The organism is Aquimarina agarivorans (assembly GCF_000218485.1).
GTDB classification, from domain to species: Bacteria; Bacteroidota; Bacteroidia; order Flavobacteriales; family Flavobacteriaceae; genus Aquimarina; species Aquimarina agarivorans.
In genome coordinates this window covers 1-22678 of sequence record NZ_AFPB01000086.1, presented here as the reverse complement: position 1 = coordinate 22678, position 22678 = coordinate 1, and the positions used below count along the sequence as shown (strand labels likewise).

The 22678-nt window shown below is 31.4% G+C and carries 20 protein-coding genes; 9 read left to right on the top strand and 11 right to left on the bottom strand.

Annotated features, from left to right (window positions below):
• The first annotated feature begins 268 nt into the window (after positions 1-268).
• A complete protein-coding gene (locus tag GMC_RS0104150; protein WP_010520951.1) occupies positions 269-910 on the top strand; it encodes a peroxiredoxin-like family protein in 642 nt (213 codons plus the stop codon).
• Between the two features lie 78 nt (positions 911-988).
• Here GMC_RS0104150 and GMC_RS0104145 read toward each other — a convergent pair whose 3' ends face one another.
• The 3 genes from GMC_RS0104145 to GMC_RS0104135 are packed head-to-tail and all read right to left on the bottom strand — an operon-like array spanning position 989 to position 2835.
• Complete coding sequence (locus tag GMC_RS0104145; protein WP_010520950.1) at positions 989-1417, bottom strand: DUF4268 domain-containing protein; 429 nt, start codon at positions 1415-1417, stop codon at positions 989-991.
• Positions 1418-2107 carry a ZIP family metal transporter gene (locus GMC_RS0104140; protein WP_010520949.1) on the bottom strand — a complete coding sequence of 230 codons (690 nt, stop codon included), beginning with the start codon at positions 2105-2107 and terminating at the stop codon, positions 1418-1420. It lies immediately after the preceding gene.
• Entirely contained in the window at positions 2104-2835 is a 732-nt protein-coding gene (locus GMC_RS0104135) for a class I SAM-dependent methyltransferase (protein WP_010520948.1), read from the bottom strand. Before GMC_RS0104135 ends, GMC_RS0104140 begins: the two co-directional genes overlap by 4 nt.
• A gap of 171 nt (positions 2836-3006) precedes the next feature.
• On the opposite strand from GMC_RS0104135, the gene GMC_RS0104130 reads away from it, so the two are divergent.
• Positions 3007-4158 carry a THUMP domain-containing class I SAM-dependent RNA methyltransferase gene (locus tag GMC_RS0104130; RefSeq protein WP_010520947.1) on the top strand — a complete coding sequence of 384 codons (1152 nt, stop codon included), beginning with the start codon at positions 3007-3009 and terminating at the stop codon, positions 4156-4158.
• A gap of 131 nt (positions 4159-4289) precedes the next feature.
• Here GMC_RS0104130 and GMC_RS0104125 read toward each other — a convergent pair whose 3' ends face one another.
• A complete protein-coding gene (locus GMC_RS0104125) occupies positions 4290-5228 on the bottom strand; it encodes a hydrogen peroxide-inducible genes activator (protein ID WP_010520946.1) in 939 nt (312 codons plus the stop codon).
• A 125-nt stretch (positions 5229-5353) separates the two neighbouring features.
• On the opposite strand from GMC_RS0104125, the gene GMC_RS0104120 reads away from it, so the two are divergent.
• Entirely contained in the window at positions 5354-5623 is a 270-nt protein-coding gene (locus tag GMC_RS0104120) for a hypothetical protein (RefSeq protein WP_010520945.1), read from the top strand.
• A gap of 125 nt (positions 5624-5748) precedes the next feature.
• On the opposite strand, the gene GMC_RS0104115 is transcribed toward GMC_RS0104120, so the two are convergent.
• The 5 genes from GMC_RS0104115 to GMC_RS0104095 form a co-directional block, all read right to left on the bottom strand.
• Positions 5749-6351, bottom strand: a complete 603-nt coding sequence (locus GMC_RS0104115) for a non-canonical purine NTP diphosphatase (RefSeq protein ID WP_010520944.1) — start codon at positions 6349-6351, stop codon at positions 5749-5751.
• A gap of 160 nt (positions 6352-6511) precedes the next feature.
• Positions 6512-7642: a penicillin-binding transpeptidase domain-containing protein gene (locus GMC_RS22730; RefSeq protein ID WP_316928957.1), complete on the bottom strand. Its 1131-nt coding sequence runs from the start codon at positions 7640-7642 to the stop codon at positions 6512-6514.
• Complete coding sequence (locus GMC_RS22725) at positions 7612-8802, bottom strand: transglycosylase domain-containing protein (RefSeq protein ID WP_316928956.1); 1191 nt, start codon at positions 8800-8802, stop codon at positions 7612-7614. The genes GMC_RS22730 and GMC_RS22725 overlap by 31 nt, the downstream gene beginning before the upstream one ends.
• 14 nt (positions 8803-8816) lie before the next feature.
• On the bottom strand, positions 8817-9596 hold the full coding sequence (locus tag GMC_RS0104105; RefSeq protein ID WP_010520943.1) for a DUF1853 family protein: 780 nt from the start codon (positions 9594-9596) through the stop codon (positions 8817-8819).
• 486 nt (positions 9597-10082) lie between these two features.
• Positions 10083-10406 (bottom strand): YbaB/EbfC family nucleoid-associated protein, encoded by a 324-nt coding sequence (locus GMC_RS0104095; RefSeq protein ID WP_010520941.1) that lies wholly within the window; start codon positions 10404-10406, stop codon positions 10083-10085.
• A gap of 247 nt (positions 10407-10653) precedes the next feature.
• Here GMC_RS0104095 and GMC_RS0104090 point away from each other — a divergent pair, with 247 nt between their 5' ends.
• From GMC_RS0104090 to GMC_RS0104065, 6 genes are all read left to right on the top strand, one after another.
• Entirely contained in the window at positions 10654-12714 is a 2061-nt protein-coding gene (locus GMC_RS0104090) for a S9 family peptidase (protein ID WP_010520940.1), read from the top strand.
• A gap of 92 nt (positions 12715-12806) precedes the next feature.
• The gene (gene capA, locus GMC_RS0104085) at positions 12807-13847 is read left to right on the top strand and encodes a cysteate synthase (RefSeq protein ID WP_010520939.1); all 1041 of its coding nucleotides are present in this window, start codon (positions 12807-12809) and stop codon (positions 13845-13847) included.
• Between the two features lie 426 nt (positions 13848-14273).
• The gene (locus GMC_RS0104080) at positions 14274-14645 is read left to right on the top strand and encodes a hypothetical protein (protein ID WP_010520938.1); all 372 of its coding nucleotides are present in this window, start codon (positions 14274-14276) and stop codon (positions 14643-14645) included.
• Positions 14639-15346, top strand: coding sequence for a trypsin-like serine peptidase (locus GMC_RS19025; protein ID WP_094766249.1), 708 nt, complete (start codon positions 14639-14641; stop codon positions 15344-15346). The genes GMC_RS0104080 and GMC_RS19025 overlap by 7 nt, the downstream gene beginning before the upstream one ends.
• Before the next feature lie 124 nt (positions 15347-15470).
• Positions 15471-15731, top strand: coding sequence for a carboxypeptidase-like regulatory domain-containing protein (locus GMC_RS0104070; protein WP_157998135.1), 261 nt, complete (start codon positions 15471-15473; stop codon positions 15729-15731).
• Positions 15732-15868: 137 nt separating this feature from the next.
• Entirely contained in the window at positions 15869-16417 is a 549-nt protein-coding gene (locus GMC_RS0104065; protein WP_238527915.1) for a DUF4251 domain-containing protein, read from the top strand.
• Positions 16418-17392: 975 nt separating this feature from the next.
• On the opposite strand, the gene GMC_RS0104060 is transcribed toward GMC_RS0104065, so the two are convergent.
• Positions 17393-20485, bottom strand: coding sequence for an SIR2 family NAD-dependent protein deacylase (locus GMC_RS0104060; RefSeq protein WP_010520934.1), 3093 nt, complete (start codon positions 20483-20485; stop codon positions 17393-17395).
• 964 nt (positions 20486-21449) lie between these two features.
• Complete coding sequence (locus GMC_RS0104055; protein ID WP_010520932.1) at positions 21450-22454, bottom strand: zinc-binding metallopeptidase family protein; 1005 nt, start codon at positions 22452-22454, stop codon at positions 21450-21452.
• Positions 22455-22678: the final 224 nt, after the last annotated feature.

Below are 22678 nucleotides of genomic sequence, written 5' to 3'. Positions count from 1 at the left end.
CTGTTGTTTTGGAATAGCAAAATTTAAGGGAAAATTGTTTAAATAATGCATTCTGGTATTTTCAATATTAAATTGTTACAATAATCTTCCATATTTACTGTTAAAATATTGATTATTTCTTTATTTATCTCATCTTAAATAGTTTTGTGTAATAGATTTAGTAAATTAGTATTTAAATTAATTATTATTTTTATATAAAAAACTTATTAGTTTTCCGTTATTTTAAAAAAAATTACCGACTTAGTATTTAACCACAAATACATTACACATGTCATTAACACAACATCTAAAAGATTATGCTGATCAGAGCGCTTTAAAAATTCCTAAAGATAAATTGGAACTGATGCTAGCAGCTATAAAAGAACTAGAAGAAAGTGAATTAGCAATTTCTTCATTAAGGACTGGCAAAAAAATTCCTGAAATTCAATTACCAAACGCTAAGGGCAATAAAGTTTCCGTAAACCAAATGTTGCAAAAAGGTAAAAAAGTTGTTTTAGCTTTTTACAGAGGAGGATGGTGTCCATATTGTAATTTGGAATTAAAAGCACTGCAAGCGGTACTGCCTGAAATTGAGGCTAAAAATGCTGTTTTAGTAGCAATTACACCTGAAATACCTGATAATTCACTGAGTACGATCGAAAAAAATGAACTTTCATTTGAGATACTGACAGATGAGGATAATTCGCTAGCTAAAAAATTCAACTTAGTATATCAAATTCCAGAAGAATTGAATGAAATTTATTTGAGTTTTGGAATTAATCTTGAAAAAAGTCAACAAAATACTAATAGGGAGTTACCTATTGCTGCTACATACATTGTAGATACCGATGGAACTATAATATATGACTTTGTAAAAGCGGATTATAAAGAAAGAGCTGACCCTGAAGATATTTTAGAAGCATTGTCATAAATTTTAATTTTTTATATTCAATACGTTCAAAATTAGTATAGCTTGCAAAAGGATAGTATTTTTTAACAAAATAAAGTATTATCCTTTGATAAAATCTTCATACTCATAAAAAAACAATTCTAGCTGTGTCATATTATCGTATAAAAAATGGTAAACTTCCTGCCAAGTTTTTTTGTTATGGATTGAAACATTGTTAAGCTGAATGTAGGCTCTACTAACAAATTTACCAGCGGTAACCTCATATTTTGGGTCTAAAATAATGTTTGGGATAAATTCAGTTTTTAAAATTTGCTCTAAACTCCAAATTTTTTCGTAATAATATTCTTGGATTAGGGCATCATCAGCATCTATATCAATAGAAACTTGCGCCAGTTTAGTGGTGAATGTAAATTTTAGTGATATTTCTTTAACCTTTGTATTGTACAGTAACCATTTCCTGGGATATTCCTGCCCAAAACTAGTCCAAAATTCTTGTCTTATGCGCTTGGCGTCTTCTTTACTAAACATTTAAATGAAATAAGCTATAGCTATTGCAGAAATAATAGCTGTAAATTTTGCTAAATTAAAACGATGTCCCTCACTACTTTCGAAAAGAATAGTTGTTGAAATATGTAAAAATATCCCAATCACTAAGGCAACAATTTCAGTATAATAATGAGTTATTATTGCAAAATTTTCGGATACGAAACTACCTAATGGTGTTGCTATGGCAAATAGTAACATAAAAATGAACGTATTCGGTTTTGATATTGCAGATCGTAATAAAAACGTAGCTAATATAATAGCAACGGGTATTTTATGAATAATAATTCCAGCAAGTAAACCATGCGTTTTGTGTATAGGAAAACCTTCCAAAAAAGCGTGTATGGATAAACTGAAAAATAGTAACCATGGAAATTTTTTTTGTCTATCATGGCTGTGTACGTGACCATGTTCAGCTCCTTTGGAAAAATATTCTAAAAAAATTTGAAATAAAATTCCAAACAAAACAAATAATCCAATGTATTTTGAATTCGTTGAGTGGATGCTGTGTTCAAAAATTTCAGGTAATAGATTGAATATGGTAATAGCCAATAAAAAACCACCACTAAAGGCTAGTAGTATTTTAATATTCCGCTGGTTATCTAGTTTCAAAAAATAAACAACAACGAAACCAATTATAACCGCTATTATGGGTAACAAATAATTTATCATCATTGAAAAATCATGATTAATCGGGGTGAATTATGTGTATTGAATTTGTTTAGATTGTAATCTCCAAAAATTTCAAGTAGTGTCATACCTGCAGCCTTAAAGTAAGCTTTAAATTCGTTCAATTTTATGGCTTTAACCCTTTCGCTAAAGCTATAAGCATCTCCGTTATCAATAAAATTGATTTTCTTGATTATAAAACCATTCTCTACAAAACGATTAATGTTATAAATAATATCATTAACATTTTTTGTTTCGGAGGGCACTAAATTTTCAATTACATAATCCACATTCATAAAATCAATAACACCAATACCGTTTGGCTTTAGGTTTTGTTTTATGGCCTTTATGGTGTTTAAATTGTCTTCCTCTTTTTCAAAATAACCAAAACTGGTAAAAAGATTGAACACAAAATTAAACTGTTGCTCATAAACCTTAGTCATATCATGTACTGCAAAATGTAGGCGATCATTCTGAAATTGCTTAGCAAAATTAATGCTGTTATCTGATAAGTCAATCCCAGTAACACTGTATCCTAAACTATTTAAATAACGACTATGGCGTCCTTTGCCGCAGGCTAAATCAAGAATAGTTTCATTTTTTTGTATGCTTAAATGCTGTGTTAGATTATCCATAAACTTTTTAGCTTCTGAATCATCCCTATTTTTGTATAATGAATGGTAATAAGGCGTGTTAAACCACTCAGAATACCACTTTGTAATATCTTTTGACATAGGGGCACAAAATTAATGTATTTTTGCAATAGTTGTTACTGTTTAAGTCTTTTATTCTTACAACTTATTACAAATATTTATAATTTTTTTATAAAATTAATAGTGAGTTGATTTGATCAAAAAGACACTAATTTTTACTAATTTTTATATAGAGTGAATACATCGTTTAAAATGGTTGCCAAAACTTTTTATGGTTTTGAAGAAATACTTGCAAATGAGCTTAGAATTTTGGGAGCAGAAAAAATTACTCAAGGCAATCGTATGGTGAGTTTTTATGGAGATACGGGTTTTATGTATAAAGCGAATCTTTGCCTGCGATCGGCTTTAAAAATTTTAAAACCCATTGCTGAAAAAAAAATAGCTGATAATGAAGCATTGTACGACTTTGTCAAAAGCATCAACTGGGAGGATTATATGTTTAAAGATGATACATTTGCGGTATATGCAACTACAGTTAATTCTACTACTTTTAATCATTCAAAATATGTTGCATTAAAATCCAAAGATGCTATTGTAGATCAGTTTAGGGATAAATATAATGAGCGTCCTGATGTAGATACCACACACCCTGATTTAATGATTTCCATTCACATATCCGAAGATATTTGTACCATTTCATTAGATAGCTCAGGGGATTCATTACACCATCGAGGGTACCGAACAGCTACTAACATTGCACCTATTAATGAAGTATTAGCAGCTGGTTTATTGCTACTTTCAGGTTGGAGGGGACAATCAGATTTTTTAGATCCTATGTGTGGTAGTGGTACACTACTTATTGAAGCTGCTATGATTGCATGTAACATTCCTCCTAATTTGAACAGAAAAGAATTTGCTTTTGAGAAATGGCTGGATTGGGATATGGATCTTTTTGAAAAAATAGAGGCTGCTGTACTCAAAAAAATACGCGATTGCGCTGTAAAAATTTCCGGATATGATAAAGCACCTTCGGCAATTAGGAAAGCTCATGATAATATTGAAAATGCCAATATGACTGATTTTATTAGCATTGAACAAGCAGATTTTTTTGAGTCTTCCAAAAAAATTGATGCTAAAAAATCACTTCATATGGTATTTAATCCTCCTTACGGGGAACGTTTGCCTATTGACATAGAAACATTTTATGGACAAATAGGGGATACACTTAAAAAAGAATACCCTGGTACTGAGGCATGGTTTATTACTTCTGATTTAGAAGCTTTAAAACACGTTGGATTACGGCCTTCGCGAAAGATAAAAGTATTTAACGCTAAATTGGAGGCACGTTTAGTAAATTATAAAATGTACTCAGGAAGTAAGCGTACCAAATTTAAAAAAAAATAGAAGCAGTAAATAGTCTCTGCTACAATAAAGAAAACGACCGTTTTAAAAGATAAATTTTATCAATTAATACGGTCGTTTTATGTTTAAGACATAAACTTTTATTGAATTTCTGAGCTGATATAAGAAAAAACTTATTTTCCCAAAGGACTAATTATTTGAACATTCTGAAAAGCAATAGCGCCTTTTACAATTGCACTAATGGTATCTTTTAATGAATTTATAATTTGAATTTTCAATTCACTCTTATGATAAATTAGACTAACTTCTCGAGCGGGACTTGGATCTTCAAAATTTCGAAGATTTTTTTTATCCGATTCTTTTACATCCAAACTATTCAGATAAGGAAGTAACGTCATGCCCAAACCTTCATTGGCTAGCTTTATCATAGTTTCAAAACTTCCGCTTGCAAGCTTAAAACGTTCTTCGTCATAGGTTTTTTGAGTTTTACAAATGTTTAAAACGCTATCCCTAAAGCAATGTCCATCCTCTAAAAGTAACATATCGTTAATATCCAAATCGCCAGGAGCCAGTTTTTCATGGCTTGCCAATTTATTGCTTGGTGGCACGTACCCTATAAAAGGTTCATAATATAAAACACGCTCTTTGATAGTATCGTTATTTAATGGTGTAGCAGCTATAGCAGCGTCCAAATGCCCATCTAAAATATCTTGGATAATACCTTCGGTTGGTAACTCCACAATTTTAAGTTTAACTTTAGGAAACTTTTTGATGTAAGTATTTAAAAACATGGGTAGTAATGTAGGCATTATTGTAGGAATAATCCCTAAGGTGAATTCACCTCCTACAAATCCTTTCTGTTGATCGACAACATCCTGCATTCTATTACTCTCATTTACAATGTTTCGAGCTTGTACTACTAGTTTTTTTCCTACTTCTGTAAGTTGAATAGGTTTCTTTGTCCGATCGAAGATTTGTATGTCTAGTTCATCTTCAAGTTTCTGAATTTGCATGCTAAGCGTGGGCTGCGTTACAAATACATTTTTTGCGGCTTTAGTGAAATTTTGGTATTCGGCAACTGCCAATACATACTTTAGTTGTGTGATTGTCATATGTAGTTCTTGTAGGATAAATCTATGAATTTTTCCCTTACAAACGAGCTAAATATCATTTTTTTCTTACAAAAATGACGGGAACTATTTAATATTAATTGTATATTATACTAAACTGTTAATTTTTGAAAATTAGTACTTTAAAACTTATAATATTTAGTTTATTTTTCACTTTTGTTGCTAATGCGCAAATAGGATATCAGTTTGTTGATCCTAAAGATCAGAAAAGTAAATTGAAAATTCAATTAATAAGTAATATGATTGTGATTCCGGCAGAATTGATTGGTGAAATTACCGAATGGCTATCTGTTAAAGAAGGCAAAAGAATGACCGTTATTATTGATAGAAAAGGCGAAGTATTAAAGTTTAACTTTAAGCTAAAACGCATGTTGTAATTAATTCTGTTTCTGACATTATATTACTCATTTAAAATGGTTCTTATTTGCTTATTACTTCAAAATAAAACAATACCATAGTTAAGTCTACGCTTGTGTTTTATTTATCCGATTTTTTATTTAAATTACTTAGAATCAGATTTAGAATAACTGGTTTTGGTTAAATAAGAAATCAATTTTTGTACTGCTTTGCCCCGATGACCTATTTTGTTTTTTTCTGCTAACGGCATTTGCGCAAAAGTAATATCGTATCCAAATGGTTTAAAAATTGGATCATAACCAAATCCTTTTTCTCCATATTTTTCAGTAGTAATTTCACCATTACAAATACCTTCAAAAGTTTTTAACTCTTTATTGAAACCAATGATTGCTATAACTGTTTTAAAATGAGCTTTTCTATTATTTTTAGCGGCTAATTCGTTTAATAATTTGCTCATATTATTGTCAGCATTTTTTTCAGGCTCAGCGTAGCGTGCAGAATAAATGCCGGGGTCACCGTTTAAAGCATCAACTTCCAATCCTGTGTCATCTGCAAAACACGCATATCCGTAATTATCAAATATATATTGGGCTTTTTGAATGGCATTTCCCTCAATAGTTTCTGAAGTTTCAGGAATATCCTCTAAACAATTAATATCTTTTAAGCTCAATATTTGTACAGTATCAGGCAGGAGCGCTTGTACTTCTTTTACTTTGTTTTGATTAGCTGTGGCAAATACGATTTTCATTTTTTAGTTATCATTTGACTGTTAGTGGTTGGTTGATATTTGTATGTGTTAAAGTAAAGTATAAAATTTAATGTTAGCTATTTAATTTTGAAATTAAGGTGTTTTCGTAAAGCTTTTTTGTTACAATAATATTTTGTCTATTATGTATTTTACAAATGAATTATTTCCTTTTTCCAAACAATCGATTTAAAAAGCCTTTCTTTTTCTGTTGCTTATCAAATCTTTTTTGCTTTATCTTATCTTTTTTGGAGAATATTTTTTTCAACAAATTCGGGTTGCGAGCAGCAGCACAATTTAATTTGGATCTATTGCTTGACGAAATTGAGAAACGCGATGCTGTGTATTTCTTATATTTTGAATCGGCATTCAACTTTTGATACCATTTGGCAAAAATAGGTAGTGCTGAGTTTGCGCCTTGCCCAATTCGAGTATTAGTAAAGCCAATACTATGATGATCGGCTCCCACCCAACAAACAGAAACTAATTTTGGAGTAATTCCCACAAACCAACCATCTTTATTATTTTGAGTAGTTCCTGTTTTTGCAGCAATATCGTTGCGTAATTTATAAGCGGTTCGTAAGCGTTTGGCCGTACCACTATCTGCAACCCGTTGCATCATAGCAATTAATTGCTGGCGGGTATTTTCTGAAAACGCTTTATTAGCATTTTTTTCAGGTTGAAAAGTTTTTAGCACATTACCAGAGGCGTCCTCTATTTTAGTAATGTAATACGGAATTGCAGCTTTTCCATTGTTGGATAGTGTAGTATAGGCCTTGGCTAATTCTAGCACATTTAATTCTGCAGTACCTAGTGCCAAGGATGGGACTTTGGGAAGCTCAGTCTCAATACCCATATCATAAGCCATATCAACTGCGCTGTCAATACCAATGAAATTTAATAATTTCACACTAATTACATTTAGCGAATTACTTAAAGCTGCCCACATAGCATATTCCTTATTGGCATCTGTGTTTGAAGATGCGTTTCGGGGTGTCCAGTTATCCAAATCTTCGTAAGTTACTGGCGCATTTGAGATGTAAGTACACGGATTGTAACCTTGCTCTAAAGCAGCAGCATACACAATAGGTTTAAAGGTAGACCCTACCTGACGCTTACTTTGGTTAACGTGGTCGTATTTAAAATGCTCATAGTTGATGCCACCTATCCAAGCTTTTATAGCTCCGGTTTGAGGTTCTAAAGAAACAAAGCCAGTGTTTAGAAATTTATAATAATGTCGAATACTGTCAAGCGTGGAAGCTTTTACAATTTTTTTCCTTGCCAGGTAAACCATTCAATATCATGAGGTGTACTCATTTTTTTTATAATCTCTTTGGCATTTAAACCCGAGGCTTTCAGCTTTTTGTAAGCGTCTAGTTTAATTAATTCTCTACTAATTAAGTTTGTTTTCTTTTTCCAAGGGGCATTTTTTCCGTGTGAACGCTCAAAATCGGTTTGTAATTTAGATAAATGCGAGCACATAGCCTCCTCAGCCAATTGCTGCATGCCAGCATCAATAGTAGTATGTATTTTTAAACCGCTATTATATAAATTAAATTGTGTTTTGTGTTCTGCATTGTAATCCTTCAACCATTGCCCTAATTCTTTTTTTAAATGTTCTCTGAAATAGGGGGCCAAACCAGTATTATGGCTAAAACTTTGATAATCCAATTCTAGTGGTAATTTTTGTAGTTTTTTGTAATCGGCATCTTTTAGGTAATGATACTTTTTCATTTGATGCAGCACCACATTTCTTCGTTTTTTACTTTTTTCAGGAAATAATCTTGGATTGTAGTAATAGTTTGTTTTTAACATTCCAATTAAAACCGCACCTTGATCAATTGACAATTGATGGGTTGATTTATTAAAAAACTTTTTGGCAGCACTTTCAATACCAAAAGTGTTGTCACTAAAAGGAACTGTGTTTAAATAGTGTGTTAGTAATTCCTCTTTTGAATACGCTTTTTCTAAACGGTTCGAAATAATAATTTCCCTAATTTTATGAATAACAATACCAAATTTGCCTAGGTTTTTACGAGGAAACATATTTTTAGCCAACTGCTGCGAAAGCGTACTACCACCACCTGCAGATTTGTTTTGTAGTAAAATGGATTTAATTAAAACACGCAATAAACTTAAATTATCAACTCCTTCATGTTCAAAAAAACGGACGTCCTCCGTAGCTACTAAGGCGTTAATAACATGCTTAGGAATTTGTTTAAATGTAATAGGTTGCCTGTCGGTGGTATAAAATTTTCCTAATAATTTATAATCACTACTCAATACTTCAGTGGCCTTACTTTGCTGAATTTCAGTGAGCTGTTTCTGGCTAGGTATAGTCCCCCAAAAACCTAAGTAAATACTTGCTATAAGTAAGGCTACTGCTAGCAATCCTATTGTTAATATCTTGAAAAGAAGGATATAAAGGTGCTTTTTTAGCGTTTTTTTACTCATAAATACGTGAATTCCTAAAATTGTTGGTATGGAACGATAATGAAACGTTTGTATTGTTCTTCATATTGAATCCATATCATAATTGCTTGATGGCCATTCATAAATTCTTGAATTTTAGGCATACAATCTGTTAGTAAATGCCATTCCTTTTGTGTTTCAGGAAATCTAAGCCAATCTTTTTTTGGCGGACAAAAGTAAGTAGTTTTTAAATTATGCAAACCCATTAATTCATCAAAGGTCACGTAATTCCCAGCAATACATTGATTATTAAATAAATTAAGTTTGCTGTTAAATTTTAATGGTACAAATAACCATGCTTTGTAACAAACCCGCTGATGTATACCTTCTGGCGTAAGCCCTAAAGATTGTAAAAAACTTTTTGTAATCGGATGATAGAGTAGGGGAAGTTGTTTATTTTGTAGCTTTTCTATTTTATTTTTTAAAGAATCATTTCTGTTAGGACCAATCCAGGCATCAATAGAATCAGGATCATAATCAGGGTGATACACATAAAATTTAGTTACCAGCTCAACATGATAAATGGTTTTGTCAAATTCATTTTTTAAAACAACATCAAGTTCACCAATAGTTTGTTTATTATCAATAACTTGATAATTTTCCAGTACAACCTTAAAATTAGGTGTGGTTTGTATGTAATCATTAAAAAGCGATTCCGCTACCTTACCTAAACGCTGATATCCTGGTTTTGTGAAAAAATGTGTCGGTAATTGCTCAATTATGGTAGGGGCAAACTGCGTTAAACCTTCAAATTGATCGTCCCATAATAAGGGCATACGGCAATACCCTTCAAATAGATTTTTGATATGACTATTCGTTTCTAAAATATTACCCTAATTTACCCAATAACCAATAGATTATTATAAATATAATAACTGTTGAAAAACATCCTCCGCCAAGTTTTTTAGAGCCATAAGCAGCTATTAAAGCCTTAATAATTTTATTCATTGTATTTTGCTTTATAATTACAAATTAAAAATACACAATTTAACTAAGCTGATTTGTATAAAAAGATTTTGGGTCAACTAAAATTTGTTTCGGGTTAACACTCAATTTCATTGACTGAATTATAGACTGCTCCGCTCATAAATTATAGAACATAGATTTTCTCTTTAAATATTGACTTAAGATGTAAGACTTATAAAAAAGCTGTAAATCAACAAGAAATAAAAAATATTTGCGTAACACCCAACATTTATAAGCTAAAAGTTAATGGCTTAAAGCTAAACTTTAACCCCTCAGTAGCAAACAAAAACCAATCTTTACATAAACTTATCCATTCCAGGAATATTCGGAAGACCATCTTTGGCGGCAGCGGCTAGCTCAGCTTCATTAATGCTTGTCGCTTTAACAATAGCTTTATTAAGTGTTAAAATCAGGTAATCTTCTAATTGTTCTTTATCCTTTAATAGTTCATCATCAACAGTAATACTTTTTATCGTACGGTTTGCTGTTAAAGTCACTTTTAGTAAACCATCCAGACTTTGTTCATCTACTAAAACAGTATGCAGTCTTTCTTTAGTTTGGGCAACTTTTTCCTGCGACTCTTTCAATTTATTCATCATGCCCATCATATCTCCAAACATAGTTTCTTATTTTAAATTTTTAAAAATTAATTAGTGTCACTATTCATTTATTATACGAACATTTTATTTTATGTAATTTGGTCTAAATACAAGTATTAATCGACAAAAATTGACACTATAACACGTAATCAAATAAACTTATCAACCATCAAAAGTAAAAAAATGTTGAAATATATATCAATTTTATATGGTAAGATTTTTAGAGTTTAAATAAATTGTGAGTTATAAAAAAAATACACTTTTTCTATTGAAAACTGAAGTAAGCGCTCCAAAGGCGAAAATAGTAGCAAAGGAACTAAACATACATAACGACCTCAGAATTGATCCCTTTTTTTGGTTAAATCAGCGCGAAGACCAGGAAGTTTTAGATTATTTAAAGGCTGAGAATGAGTATTTTGAAGAAAATATGTCGCATACCAAGGATTTTCAACAATCTTTATTTCAGGAAATGAAAGCCCGAATTAAAGAAGATGAAAGTTCAGTGCCTTACAAATACAACGGATATTGGTACATAACGCGTTATGAAACTGGCAAGGGGTACCCCATATACACACGCAGAAAAGAATCATTAGATGCCTCCGAAGAAATATTACTGGATTGTAATATTGAAGCCGAACCACATGAATATTATAAAGCAAGAGGATTATCCATCAGTCCGGATAATACGATGATGGCATTTGGAGTGGATACCGTAAGTAGACGGGAATATACTATACGTATAAAAAACTTAGTTACTGGAACATATTACGAGGAAACCATACAAAATACTACAGGAAGCATTACCTGGGCAAATGACAATAGTACCTTATTTTATACCTTAAAAGATCCTGAAACTTTACGATCTTATAAAATTTGTCGTCATACTTTGGGAACATCAGTTACCGAAGATGTTGATGTTTACGAAGAAACAGACGAAACTTTTGATGTATTTGTTTACAAAACGAAATCAAAAAGATTCATTTGCATAGGCGCTAGTGCGACATTAACTTCTGAATATCGTTTTGTAGATGCCAATACGCCTTTAAAAGATTTCAAAATTTTTCAGGAACGTATTCGTGGTTTGGAATATGGTATGGCTCATTATGATGGTCATTTTTACATTTTAACAAATGCAGATGATGCCACCAATTTTAAATTGATGAAAACTCAGGAAGATGCTACCGAAAAAAAGCATTGGGAAACCTTAATTCCGCACCGAAGCGATACTTTACTTGAAGATATTGATGTTTTTGAGGAGTATTTAGTACTTAGCGAGCGTACCAATGGGTTAAACCAAATTCGGATAAAGCGATGGGACGGCACAGTGGATTACTATTTGCCGTTTGACAACGAAACTTATACGGCATATTCAAGCATCAATATTGATTTTGAAACTGAATGGTTTCGCTACGGTTATAACTCGTTAACAACACCCACTTCGGTAATTGAATTTAATATGCTTACGCAAGAAAGTAAGGTTTTAAAAGAGCAAGAAGTGTTAGGAGGGAAGTTTGATAAAAATAATTATGCTTCTGAACGGGTTTGGGCTACAGCAAATGATGGAACTAAAATTCCAATATCTTTAGTTTACAAAAAAGGTATTAAAATGGACGGATCGCAACCGTTACTGCAATACGGGTATGGATCTTACGGACATACTATTGACCCTTATTTTTCAACCACGCGTTTAAGTTTGTTGGATCGCGGATTTATTTATGCAATTGCCCACGTTCGCGGAGGCGAATATTTGGGCAGACCATGGTATGATGATGGAAAACTATTAAAAAAGAAAAATACGTTTACTGATTTTATCAATTGTTCGGAATTTTTAATTGAAAAAGGATATACCAGTCCAGCACATTTGTACGCCATGGGCGGATCTGCAGGAGGATTATTGGTAGGAGCTGTAATGAACAGTAGGCCAGAATTGTATCATGGAGTAATTGCAGCTGTACCATTTGTTGATGTTGTAACCACCATGCTTGATGATTCGATACCGTTAACCACGGGAGAATATGACGAATGGGGCAATCCTAATGAAAAGGAGTATTACCTATACATGAAGGAATATTCACCTTATGATAATGTTACTAAGCAAAATTACCCAAATGTATTAATTACAACTGGCTTGCATGACTCTCAGGTACAATATTGGGAACCAGCAAAATGGGTTGCTAAGTTGCGTAATTTAAAGCAAGACAATAATAAATTATTTTTACACACAAATATGGATACGGGGCATGGTGGCGCTTCAGGACGTTTTGAAGCGCTAAAAGAATTGGCAGAGGAATATGCGTTTTTATTCGATTTGGAAGGAATTACTGAGTAATAATTAAAAAATCCGTAGATTTGCATCGCCTGCAAGGAAATGAGATAATTAAACATTTTATCCTATCTTTATAGGTAACACAAAACAATTTTATGAAAGACGATATACAGGCTTTTAATAGTGTACTTGATTTAATTGGAAATACACCACTAGTAAAATTAAACAAGATCATCGAGGGTATACCTGGTAATTTTTACGCTAAAGTGGAGGCTTTTAATCCGGGACATTCTACAAAAGACAGAATTGCACTTTATATAATTGAAGAAGCTGAAAAAAAGGGCATTCTCAAACCAGGAGACACTATTATTGAAACTACCAGTGGAAATACTGGCTTTAGTCTGGCTATGGTAAGTATCATAAAAGGATATGAGTGTGTACTGGCCGTAAGTTCAAAATCATCAAAAGATAAAATTGAAACCCTAAAGAATATGGGAGCCAAGGTGTACGTTTGTCCTGCAAACGTTAGTGCCGATGATCCCCGTTCTTATTATCAAGTTGCTCGTAGATTACATTCGGAAATTAAAGGATCCGTATATATTAATCAATATTTTAATGAGTTGAATATGGATGCTCATTTTAAATCCACTGGTCCTGAAATTTGGAAACAAACAAACGGCAAAATAACGCATTTAGTGGCCTGTAGTGGAACTGGAGGAACTATATCGGGTACAGCACGTTATTTGAAAGAACAAAATTCTGATATTAAAGTATTAGGTGTAGATGCTTTTGGTTCGGTACTAAAAAAGTACCATGAAACACGTGAATTTGATGATAAAGAGATTTATCCTTACCGAATTGAAGGCCTAGGAAAAAATTTAATACCTACAGCGACCGATTTTGATATTATTGATAAATTCGAAAAAGTAACTGATGAAGATAGTGCGCATACTGCCCGAGAATTGGTACTTAAAGAAGGGATGTTTTTAGGCTATACCAGCGGTGCTGCTATACAAGGCGTTAAACAATTTGCTGAACATGGCGAATTTGATGCTAATAGTAATGTAGTAATCATTCTTCCCGACCATGGATCAAGGTATTTAAGTAAAGTTTTTAGCGACGAATGGATGAATAAGCAAGGGTTTTTCGATAGTATTAGAGAAGGAAACACTACTAAAATTCAATTTGTACGTTAAATAGCAATTATAATCGTATTTAAAAAACCACTTGAACTCCCGTTTGAGTGGTTTTTTTTATTGATCTCAGGTTTAGTTAAAACTATGCATTTTTAATGCCTTTCGCTTTTAGCTTCTAAAAATATTACAAGAGCTATTGGCAATTAGCTGTTGACTTTAAAATATGATAGCCAAAGGCTAATAGCTAATTGCAAAAAACGGATGTTTAAAAAAGCAATAACTTTTAGTCATAACCGAAACTATGATACTTTTAGCCCATAGTGAATCATTTTAACTGTAATCAATACCGTGTTTTTCCCCACAATCAATACATTTCCCCTTATAAAAAACCGTATTTCACCTAAAGCAAAACCGTATTTAAAATACTGATAAACAAAACATTAATTAGTAATTTTAAAGTATACAATAACATTTAAATTTAAAATTATGAAAAGTAATGGGGTATACGAATCGGAAACAGTAATCGATGAAAATGCATTGGAAGAATCTTTCAATGGAAAACAAGAAGTTGAAAATGCATCTTCGGAATTTGATGAAGCGGTAAACGAATTTGAAGATGATGTCAATGAATCAGATTATCAAGAAGTAACAAGTACAGATGAAAGCAATACGACTGCAAATTCGGAAAATCCATTTGAAGGTGGAGCGGATGATGTAGCTCAAAGTGAGGCGTACGAAAAGAATAGTAATGAAGCCACCTTGGAACAGGTCAATGGTTATGACTATTCTATAGTAGAAGAAGATCAGGAGCACTTTGCCGAAAGTGACTTTAGCGAAAATGCAATTAACGCATATTAAGCAAGTTACGAAGGGGAGGATTTAGAAAATTTAATGCGAACGGAAAGTGGTCAAAAAATGATGCAGGAACAAAACGATATCCTTGGCGTGCCATTTGCTCATTACGTATAAAAGCTAAAGATGGTACAAGCTGGATTGGTACTGGATTTTTAGTAGGACCACGGACTGTAATTACGGCTGGACACGTGGTATATATGCATAAACACGGCGGTTGGGCAAAAAGTATCGAGGTGATCCCTGGCTGTAATGGCTCAAAAAAACCATACGGATCATGCAAAACAAGCCATTTTCATTCGGTAACTGGTTGGACAAAAAAGAAAAAACGTATCAATGACTATGGAGCCATTATTTTACCAAAAAACTGCAAGTTTGGAAATACGGTAGGTTATTTCGGATTTGCAAATTACAATTTCACCAAACTATTTGGTTTAAAAGTCAACCTTTCTGGGTATCCGGGAGACAAACCATTAGGTACGCAGTGGTGGCATTGCCGAAAAATTAAAGCAGTAACGCCAAGAACACTTGTATATAATATTGTCACTGCAGGAGGACAAAGTGGTTCGCCCGTATGGAAATACAAAAACGGGAAACGCTACGTAGTTGGTATTCATACTAACGGTTCTAAATTAGGGAATTCAGCTACTCGAATTAATACTGCGGTGTATAAAAACATTAGCAATTGGAAGAAAAAATATAAATAATTTATTGAGGATGTGTTGATAGCAGCATTCATAGTTTAACAATTGCAACACTGTTAACTGTTTTTTAATACCAGAAACAGTATAATTGTTAAACTGAATGCTGTTTTTAATTTGAATGAAGGTGATGAAATTTTCAATTTTAGGAAAAGTTTTTGATAAAACTACAAATAAGCCCATTAAAGAGGCTATAATTACGCTAAATGCAGAAAATAGGTTCTCTAAAGATATCGCGCAGCTGACAAACGAGCTAGGAGAATTCAAATACTACGATTTAGATCAAGATACCTACGTGCTTACAATTATAAAGGAAGGATACAAACAGTACAAATCAATAAATGTAAGTCCTATTGAAGCAGGCGTGGAGGAAATTTTAGTGTTTCTATAGTTATTATACAAGAAATTATCAAAAGCCAACACTCAATGGTCAAAAGCTAAAAACTAAATAGGCAAAACCTCGCAACTATTTCGTATATTAATACCAATAGAGATATGGGTATGAATTTTATTGTAAAATGCTTTATAGTGATTAGTGTAGCGAGTTGTTTTATAGCTTGTAAATCAAGTCGTTTGGTAAACTCCGCTCAGGAAAAGGAGCAATTAGCCGCTTTAATACAATTGATTGAGAGTAAAAAATATCAAATTAATATTAAGGCTGTATATCCATTTAATACAACAGCAACCAATCAGGTATTGAATACTATTTTATTTCCCACAGGAAATTCTGCAGCACGTATTGATGTTCAAGGAAATGGGAATTTTATAAAAATAATGGGAGATTCCATTGATGCAGATTTACCATTCTTTGGAGAACGACAAATTAGTGGGAATTATGGAACTACAGATAATGGAATTCGTGTTCAAAATTTAATGAAACAATACACCGTTACTACAAATCCAAAAAAGAATACAGTAACGGCAAAATTGAACGCCAACAACAATGTCGAAAATCATACATTTATCATATGGGCTTCAAATTCCGATCGAGTTCAGGTTATTGTAAATTCATCACACTTAAATCCAATTTCTTATGACGGAACCATTGAACCAATAGTTTCTGAAGATGTGCAATAAAATTTTTCTTTTATATCAAGAAATAAATCGTGGGATTGATTTGAAACATAGTCAGCAGATGATTGAAAGACATAAAATATAGAGTTGAAGAAGCAGCTTCTTCCATTTGTTATAATATTCTATTTTACATAATATAAATTATAGGACAAATATGTTATTTCGGTTTTCAGCACAGTATTTATCATTTGTCAACTATAATTTAGTATTATGCAAATTATCCCACAGTGTTTACGTTTCCATTAGAATCATTGTGAAACATTCGTTTTTACATTCAGTTTAAATCACGTATTCTTTACTATGGTTTATAATTTTTCAAATACACGATTTATCAGAAACATTCCGTTAGACACATTAGTCCTATAATTAGCCGTTATGTAAAATTGCCGCTCGCAAATGATCTATTGCTTTTTAAAAATAATTATGCTGTCGAAGTAATTTTTTTAAACACAATTTCCAACCGCAGGCCAACGCTCAAAAAAGCTACTTTATAGTTGTGCACATAATTCGCGTATACGATAATAATCCTGCAATATTTTTTTCTATGGCATTCTCGTGAAGTTCCCGCAAGAGTATGAAATTTTCCCGCCGCATAAATCCACACAAAATTTCTATACACTTGCTAACCTTGTAGCTTTGATTCAGCATTTTTTAACTCTATGTTTTTAAGAACTTTAGAATTCAATTAGGAAATTCGAACTTCTAAGAGCTAATAATTATTTATCTTTTTTCCTTGATACGACAAAGTATACTTTGAGCGAGCTTGTGCGGTGGCGAAACAAAAAAATCAAGGCTGGAAGAAACCTTTGGAAACAACCACGTCTCAATCGCTATATTTTAGAAAACATATTGACTGGTGACAATCATTTGAACTACTATAAACATTAGTACTACTCACAATATACATCCTTAATTCTCTATAATATTACGCTCGTTCACCTATTGCTTTGCCAAAATTTTCTGAGGCCGTCTTAAATTCTAAGTTGCCAATAATGCTATAACTCCATTATAATTAAAAGCTTTATTAAATTTAACTCTAGAATTAAACCTTAAATCTTGTAAATCTATTCCTCTATGGAAATATATAGTTTCACCGCTAAAGTCTTGTTTTATAAATCCATATGAACTTTCAAGTTTAGTAATTGTACCATCATAAGTTTTTGTTATCAAATTTTCTGTAACTGTACCTTGAGGTTTTTTCTTTCTTCTAATATCTAATGGAGCCCCTTTTAAATATTCAAAATAATCAATATACTCTTTGTCATCAAGTAAATATAATATTCTTGCATACCAAAATTGAGCATCATATCTCTTGTCCATTTTAGTAAAAGACTTTCTTAAATAGTGTTTTATTTCGCCATAATCTTCAGGGTTCTTGGTCATTAATAATTTAGCGTACAAGAAGTTTAAATCTTTGTTATTTAGATTTAAATTTATAGTCTCTAATAAAACACCTAATCCAGTATCAATATCATCATTTTCAACATAATAATTAGACAATCTTGTTGCTAAATAAGGACTTCTCTTATTCAATTCAAAAGCAGATTTTAGTGATTCAAATGCTTGTGGTGAATTATTTAGTAGCTCATTAAAACTTGATTCTGCATCCAATAAAAAACTTTCATTTGGATATGATTGTTTCGATTTACTGATGGTCTTTTCAAATTCTTGAATTTTAGTTTCTAGTAATTCAGTATTATTTCCTTTAAATAATTTTTCTAACTCAAATAAGTAGATTTTTAAAAGGGTATGATATCCATGAGACTTATTTTTAGTTTTTCTATTTTTAATAATATCATTACAAACATCTTTTGCAGACGCTAAAAGTTTTTTTGTAATTAAATCTTGTCCAGATTTCTCAGCTTTTCTAAGAAGGAATTCAGCTTTTGAATGTGCTATGAATGGATTATCTGGATCCATTTCATGTGCTTTTTTTAGTAATAAATCTGCTTTTTCAAAATTACCACCACTTGAGTTCATTTCAAAAATAGACTCCTGTTGTAATAGAGATGATTCTTCACCAACATTTTCATAGGCAACCTCATAAATACTTCTAATTATATTTGCCTCTTTAAATGTTGCCATTAATTTTCGAGCATTAGTTAAATCAACAAATACTTGTCTATCACTATCATAATCAATATCTAAACTTGAAATTACTGCAATATATTTTTGAAATCTTGCATCTTGATCGACTAAAACTTGTTCGAAGACTAGTTCAGCAATATATTGATGTCTAGTAGTAAAAACAAAGTCATTAATAACATAATTCCTATGATTATAAACTACAGACTCTAAAGGTTTAAATAATTTTTCTTTAAAATATGAGAAATTAATATTATGTAATCTTGAAATATTACCAGCTCTTGCATAAGTGCCAATTCTGTGAAACATAGATATTGTCAAATACAAACTTTTGGCTTCCTCATTTGGAATCGATTTATATTCGTCCATAACAATATCTGGAAAAGGCTTTCCTGCTGTTGCTTCATATAGAGCTACTAATAACTCTCTGCCTGATTTTTCAGATAAAGCTTCTTTTTGTTTTTCTAAACTTTTACCAGTTAAATAGCCTAATGATTTATATTTTGTAAGAAGTTCTATAAGGTTTTCTATTTCCTTATCCTTTAAGTAACCTAATGTATAACTTCGACTTAATAAATGAGATAACCTATCTCCTTCTACATTCCATACATTAGTTCTTTCTGCTGATATTATTGTAATTTGTATTTTATCTTTTTTAGCTTTTGATAAGATATATTCTATATCCTCAACTCTTTCGGTAACATTATCAATAAAAAGATATATTCTTTCTTTAACTAATTGATATAATTCTGAGATACGATTATATTCAATTGATAGATCTGATTTATAATAAAAACAAAGTCGTTCAAAAGTTACAGACGCTTCCCAAGTTAACCTGTGTAATAACACAGTCTTACCAGATCCAGCATTGCCTTTAATTAGATACAATTCTTGTTCTGTTAACCTTTCATTTTCTTCTATTAAAAAAACTTCTGATAAAATTGAATCTGTTACATTTCTTTGTACATCGTAGTTTTTAATTATTGGATCCCAACCTTCAAAATAACCTTTATAAAAAGTCTTTGGATCAGTATTTTCTTCTGCTAAATTAGGATGAACATAAGTTATATCTCTTTCTAAAAATTCCATTAATCTATCTGATGGTTCTTTTGCATCAGATTGGAATTTATGCATTATTGGATGTGAATAGCTTTTTTTAATAATTCCACTTAAAACTCGTTCATTTTCACTAATATCAGTTTTTAACCTTTCCATGAAATCTTTAAAAGATAATTTTATAGATGAAATCTTTTTTAAATCCCATAATCTTTGTTCAGCATCTGTAATATGTGGTCCAATCATATAAGATCTCGGTCTAGCATCTCCAAGTTTATTAAGTTCTTTTAGAGTAAGTCTTATATCTAAATCCGCAAAACTAAAACCAACAAATAAAATCGGGTAATCATATGAGAACTCTTGTAATCGCTTAAATAAACGTGAACGGTTTTCTTTATGATCAACATATTGATCTGGAGTTAAAATTAAAGGTAATTTTTGATCATTTATATCTGTTATTGATCCGTGTAATTTATTATACATAAGTGAATTCGGAAAAATCATTTTGTCTTTTATTCTTTCTCCATCTTTAACAAAAGTTGCAAGTACTTGTTGCCTTTCTTTAATTTCATATGAATCTTCTATTACTAAATCATAGTTTGTAGTAAAAATAGAGTGCCAACGATACAAAGGGATTCTTAAATGATGATTACCTGGCTTAAACTCTTTAAAAATATCAGCTATAAATTGCTGTACACTAAATAAATCTGTTTCACTTATTGCTAATTCAGAAACAAATTGTAAATCCATATCTAAATACTTATCACCTAAAAATTTTCTTGCAATTAAGTTCGATAATTGCCTCCCAGTTGGTGGAGATTCGTATCTAGGATGTTTTGCATCAAATGTCGCACCTGCACCTAAAAATAAGATTACATTTCCATCTTTTATTTGATCTAATAAAGCTTTAGGTATTATAGTTTCGTTCATGAATTATATATTAGTGCAATGGGGAAATTTAATCAAGCAGAAAAAATAAATATAGTAAATTTTGTATGAATAACTTTGAGGGAAATCCGTAATTAATAGAAAGTTAGAAACAAATTACCCATTCCACACACATTACACTCCCCTCCTTCCGTTGGCTCGCATAATAAGTGTTCCATTACTATAGCAGAAGAAACATTTGAGAAAAAAAATCAAAGAAGATTTCAGTGGTAAAAGCTTTTTACCAAAGCAAAGTTATTTAACGCAGAACATTATAGGACAAATGTATATTGTAGCAAATTGGCGAATGCTTGCATTTTATATTATTAGTGTTTTATATCTGACATTATGTAAAAGTCATTTAGATTGTTTCAAAATTCTCGTATTAGATAATAATCCTGCAATATTTTTTTCTACGGCATTCTCGTGTAGTTCCCGCAAGAGCTTAAATTTAGTGAGTAGCGAGCCTGTAGTATTGGCGATCAATTACTATATTTTAGAAAATATTGAAACTTTTTAAGATTGCTTCGAACTAGCTTTAAACCTTATTACAATTAAGAATATTCTTTTTAAATGGTGAAATCAATAGAGTTTTACTGCCTTCTTTTACTTTTTGACTAGGTAATTCAATATATTTATCGAAAAATGAGGAGAAAAAAGAATCATTAAATTCTATATTAATAGCTGAAGGTTTGTCAAATTGTAGCAAACCATTATTGTAAATAGATTAACGATCAATATATTCTTTTGTAAACATATTAGAACTCTCAAATAACTCGTCCTGTTTTTCTAGAGAAGAATGAATCGAATCCCTTATTTTATCTAAAGTGAAAGTAACTAAGTTATAACTATCAATATTCAATTCAAACACCTAACAATACAGCTTTTATTATAGGTATAATTATTTTTGATGGATTAGTTTAAGTTATCGTAATTGTTAGTGTTATAATTTTATAATGAACTTATGCTAACTAAAAAGGCTATGAATAAATGCTAGTTTATTATACATAGGCTTAGGTAATACGAAAGGGTAAGTATCAGGGATACCCATGCTTCTATTTAGGTTATTGGCTACAATATTTAAAATGATACTTTGATGAATAATAGTATTAGTATCCGTTGAATTATATGGATCTATGTAATTTAAAGTGATTCCATTTTCATTAAAACAAATATTATTACAATGCGCTGTTTCTAAAAGGTCAATAATATGCAAGTAGTGCGACCATGTTTCTGCCCAATCTTCTGCAGGGTGCGCTGAGGCATATTTAGAAATATAATGTGCATTCCAATTATTTGGTGGTCCATTTTGATAGTAACGTTTAAGGCTTTGTTGGTAATCTATTTCCTCATTACCAAAAAGGTTTCGGTATTGCGATAGGTTTTGATTATTAATTAGTTGACTAAAATAATAGTGTCCTATTTCATGTCGAAAATGTCCAATCAATGTACGGTAGGGCTCCGATAATAATTTGCGAATTTGTGCCCTTTCTACAGCATCGGCTTCTTTTAATAGAATGGTGATCGTGCCATCCATATAACCCGTTTTTAATCCTTTAGAATTATTTTCGGGAATAAAATTGAACATTAGTCCAAGTTTGTTATTTTCAATCTTCGATACTACAGGAAGTTTTAATTTCAATAGTTGATACACCAATTGGCGTTTGGCATTTTCTAGTTTTATATACTTTTGATAATTTTCAGTATCGCCAACAGTAGGAATTTCATTATTTAGCTTGCAGGAAACACAGTAATCTGCATTATCTGCCGCAATCCAGTTGCATAAATTAAATTGATGATTGATGCAAGGTTTAGATATAGCATTGATATCGTTAATGTTATTACTGCTATTACCAAGTTGGATGAAATTAAAAATTCTAGGATCGAAGTGTAAAGTAGCATTGCAATTAATACAAGAATCATTCTCGAAATAAACTATACTATTACAATTAGGGCAATTAAGAGTTTTCATAAATAATGTTCAAAATTAAATAGTAATTACATGCGAAGTTCTCGTGAATAGTATATATTTCACAATATAATAATGCAATAATAAACTTCAGATTTTCAATAACTATCAAAAATTAAGGTAATAAACTTTGATCTATTTTTGTGTAAATAAAGGTAATTTATCACTATTGTCCGGTTATAAGTCAAACATATTCAATTGATTAGAGCTATTGGCAGTGTTGTTTT

What these genes read in the sequence shown, in the direction of transcription:
- GMC_RS0104150 (WP_010520951.1), top strand. Translation starts at nt 269, where the DNA reads ATGTCATTAACACAACATCTAAAAGATTATGCTGATCAGAGCGCTTTA.
- GMC_RS0104145 (WP_010520950.1), bottom strand. Translation starts at nt 1,417, where the DNA reads ATGTTTAGTAAAGAAGACGCCAAGCGCATAAGACAAGAATTTTGGACT.
- GMC_RS0104140 (WP_010520949.1), bottom strand. Translation starts at nt 2,107, where the DNA reads ATGATGATAAATTATTTGTTACCCATAATAGCGGTTATAATTGGTTTC.
- GMC_RS0104135 (WP_010520948.1), bottom strand. Translation starts at nt 2,835, where the DNA reads ATGTCAAAAGATATTACAAAGTGGTATTCTGAGTGGTTTAACACGCCT.
- GMC_RS0104130 (WP_010520947.1), top strand. Translation starts at nt 3,007, where the DNA reads ATGGTTGCCAAAACTTTTTATGGTTTTGAAGAAATACTTGCAAATGAG.
- GMC_RS0104125 (WP_010520946.1), bottom strand. Translation starts at nt 5,228, where the DNA reads ATGACAATCACACAACTAAAGTATGTATTGGCAGTTGCCGAATACCAA.
- GMC_RS0104115 (WP_010520944.1), bottom strand. Translation starts at nt 6,351, where the DNA reads ATGAAAATCGTATTTGCCACAGCTAATCAAAACAAAGTAAAAGAAGTA.
- GMC_RS22730 (WP_316928957.1), bottom strand. Translation starts at nt 7,642, where the DNA reads ATGGTTTACCTGGCAAGGAAAAAAATTGTAAAAGCTTCCACGCTTGAC.
- GMC_RS22725 (WP_316928956.1), bottom strand. Translation starts at nt 8,802, where the DNA reads ATGAGTAAAAAAACGCTAAAAAAGCACCTTTATATCCTTCTTTTCAAG.
- GMC_RS0104105 (WP_010520943.1), bottom strand. Translation starts at nt 9,596, where the DNA reads ATGCCCTTATTATGGGACGATCAATTTGAAGGTTTAACGCAGTTTGCC.
- GMC_RS0104095 (WP_010520941.1), bottom strand. Translation starts at nt 10,406, where the DNA reads ATGTTTGGAGATATGATGGGCATGATGAATAAATTGAAAGAGTCGCAG.
- capA (WP_010520939.1), top strand. Translation starts at nt 12,807, where the DNA reads ATGAAAGACGATATACAGGCTTTTAATAGTGTACTTGATTTAATTGGA.
- GMC_RS0104080 (WP_010520938.1), top strand. Translation starts at nt 14,274, where the DNA reads ATGAAAAGTAATGGGGTATACGAATCGGAAACAGTAATCGATGAAAAT.
- GMC_RS0104070 (WP_157998135.1), top strand. Translation starts at nt 15,471, where the DNA reads ATGAAATTTTCAATTTTAGGAAAAGTTTTTGATAAAACTACAAATAAG.
- GMC_RS0104060 (WP_010520934.1), bottom strand. Translation starts at nt 20,485, where the DNA reads ATGAACGAAACTATAATACCTAAAGCTTTATTAGATCAAATAAAAGAT.
- GMC_RS0104055 (WP_010520932.1), bottom strand. Translation starts at nt 22,454, where the DNA reads ATGAAAACTCTTAATTGCCCTAATTGTAATAGTATAGTTTATTTCGAG.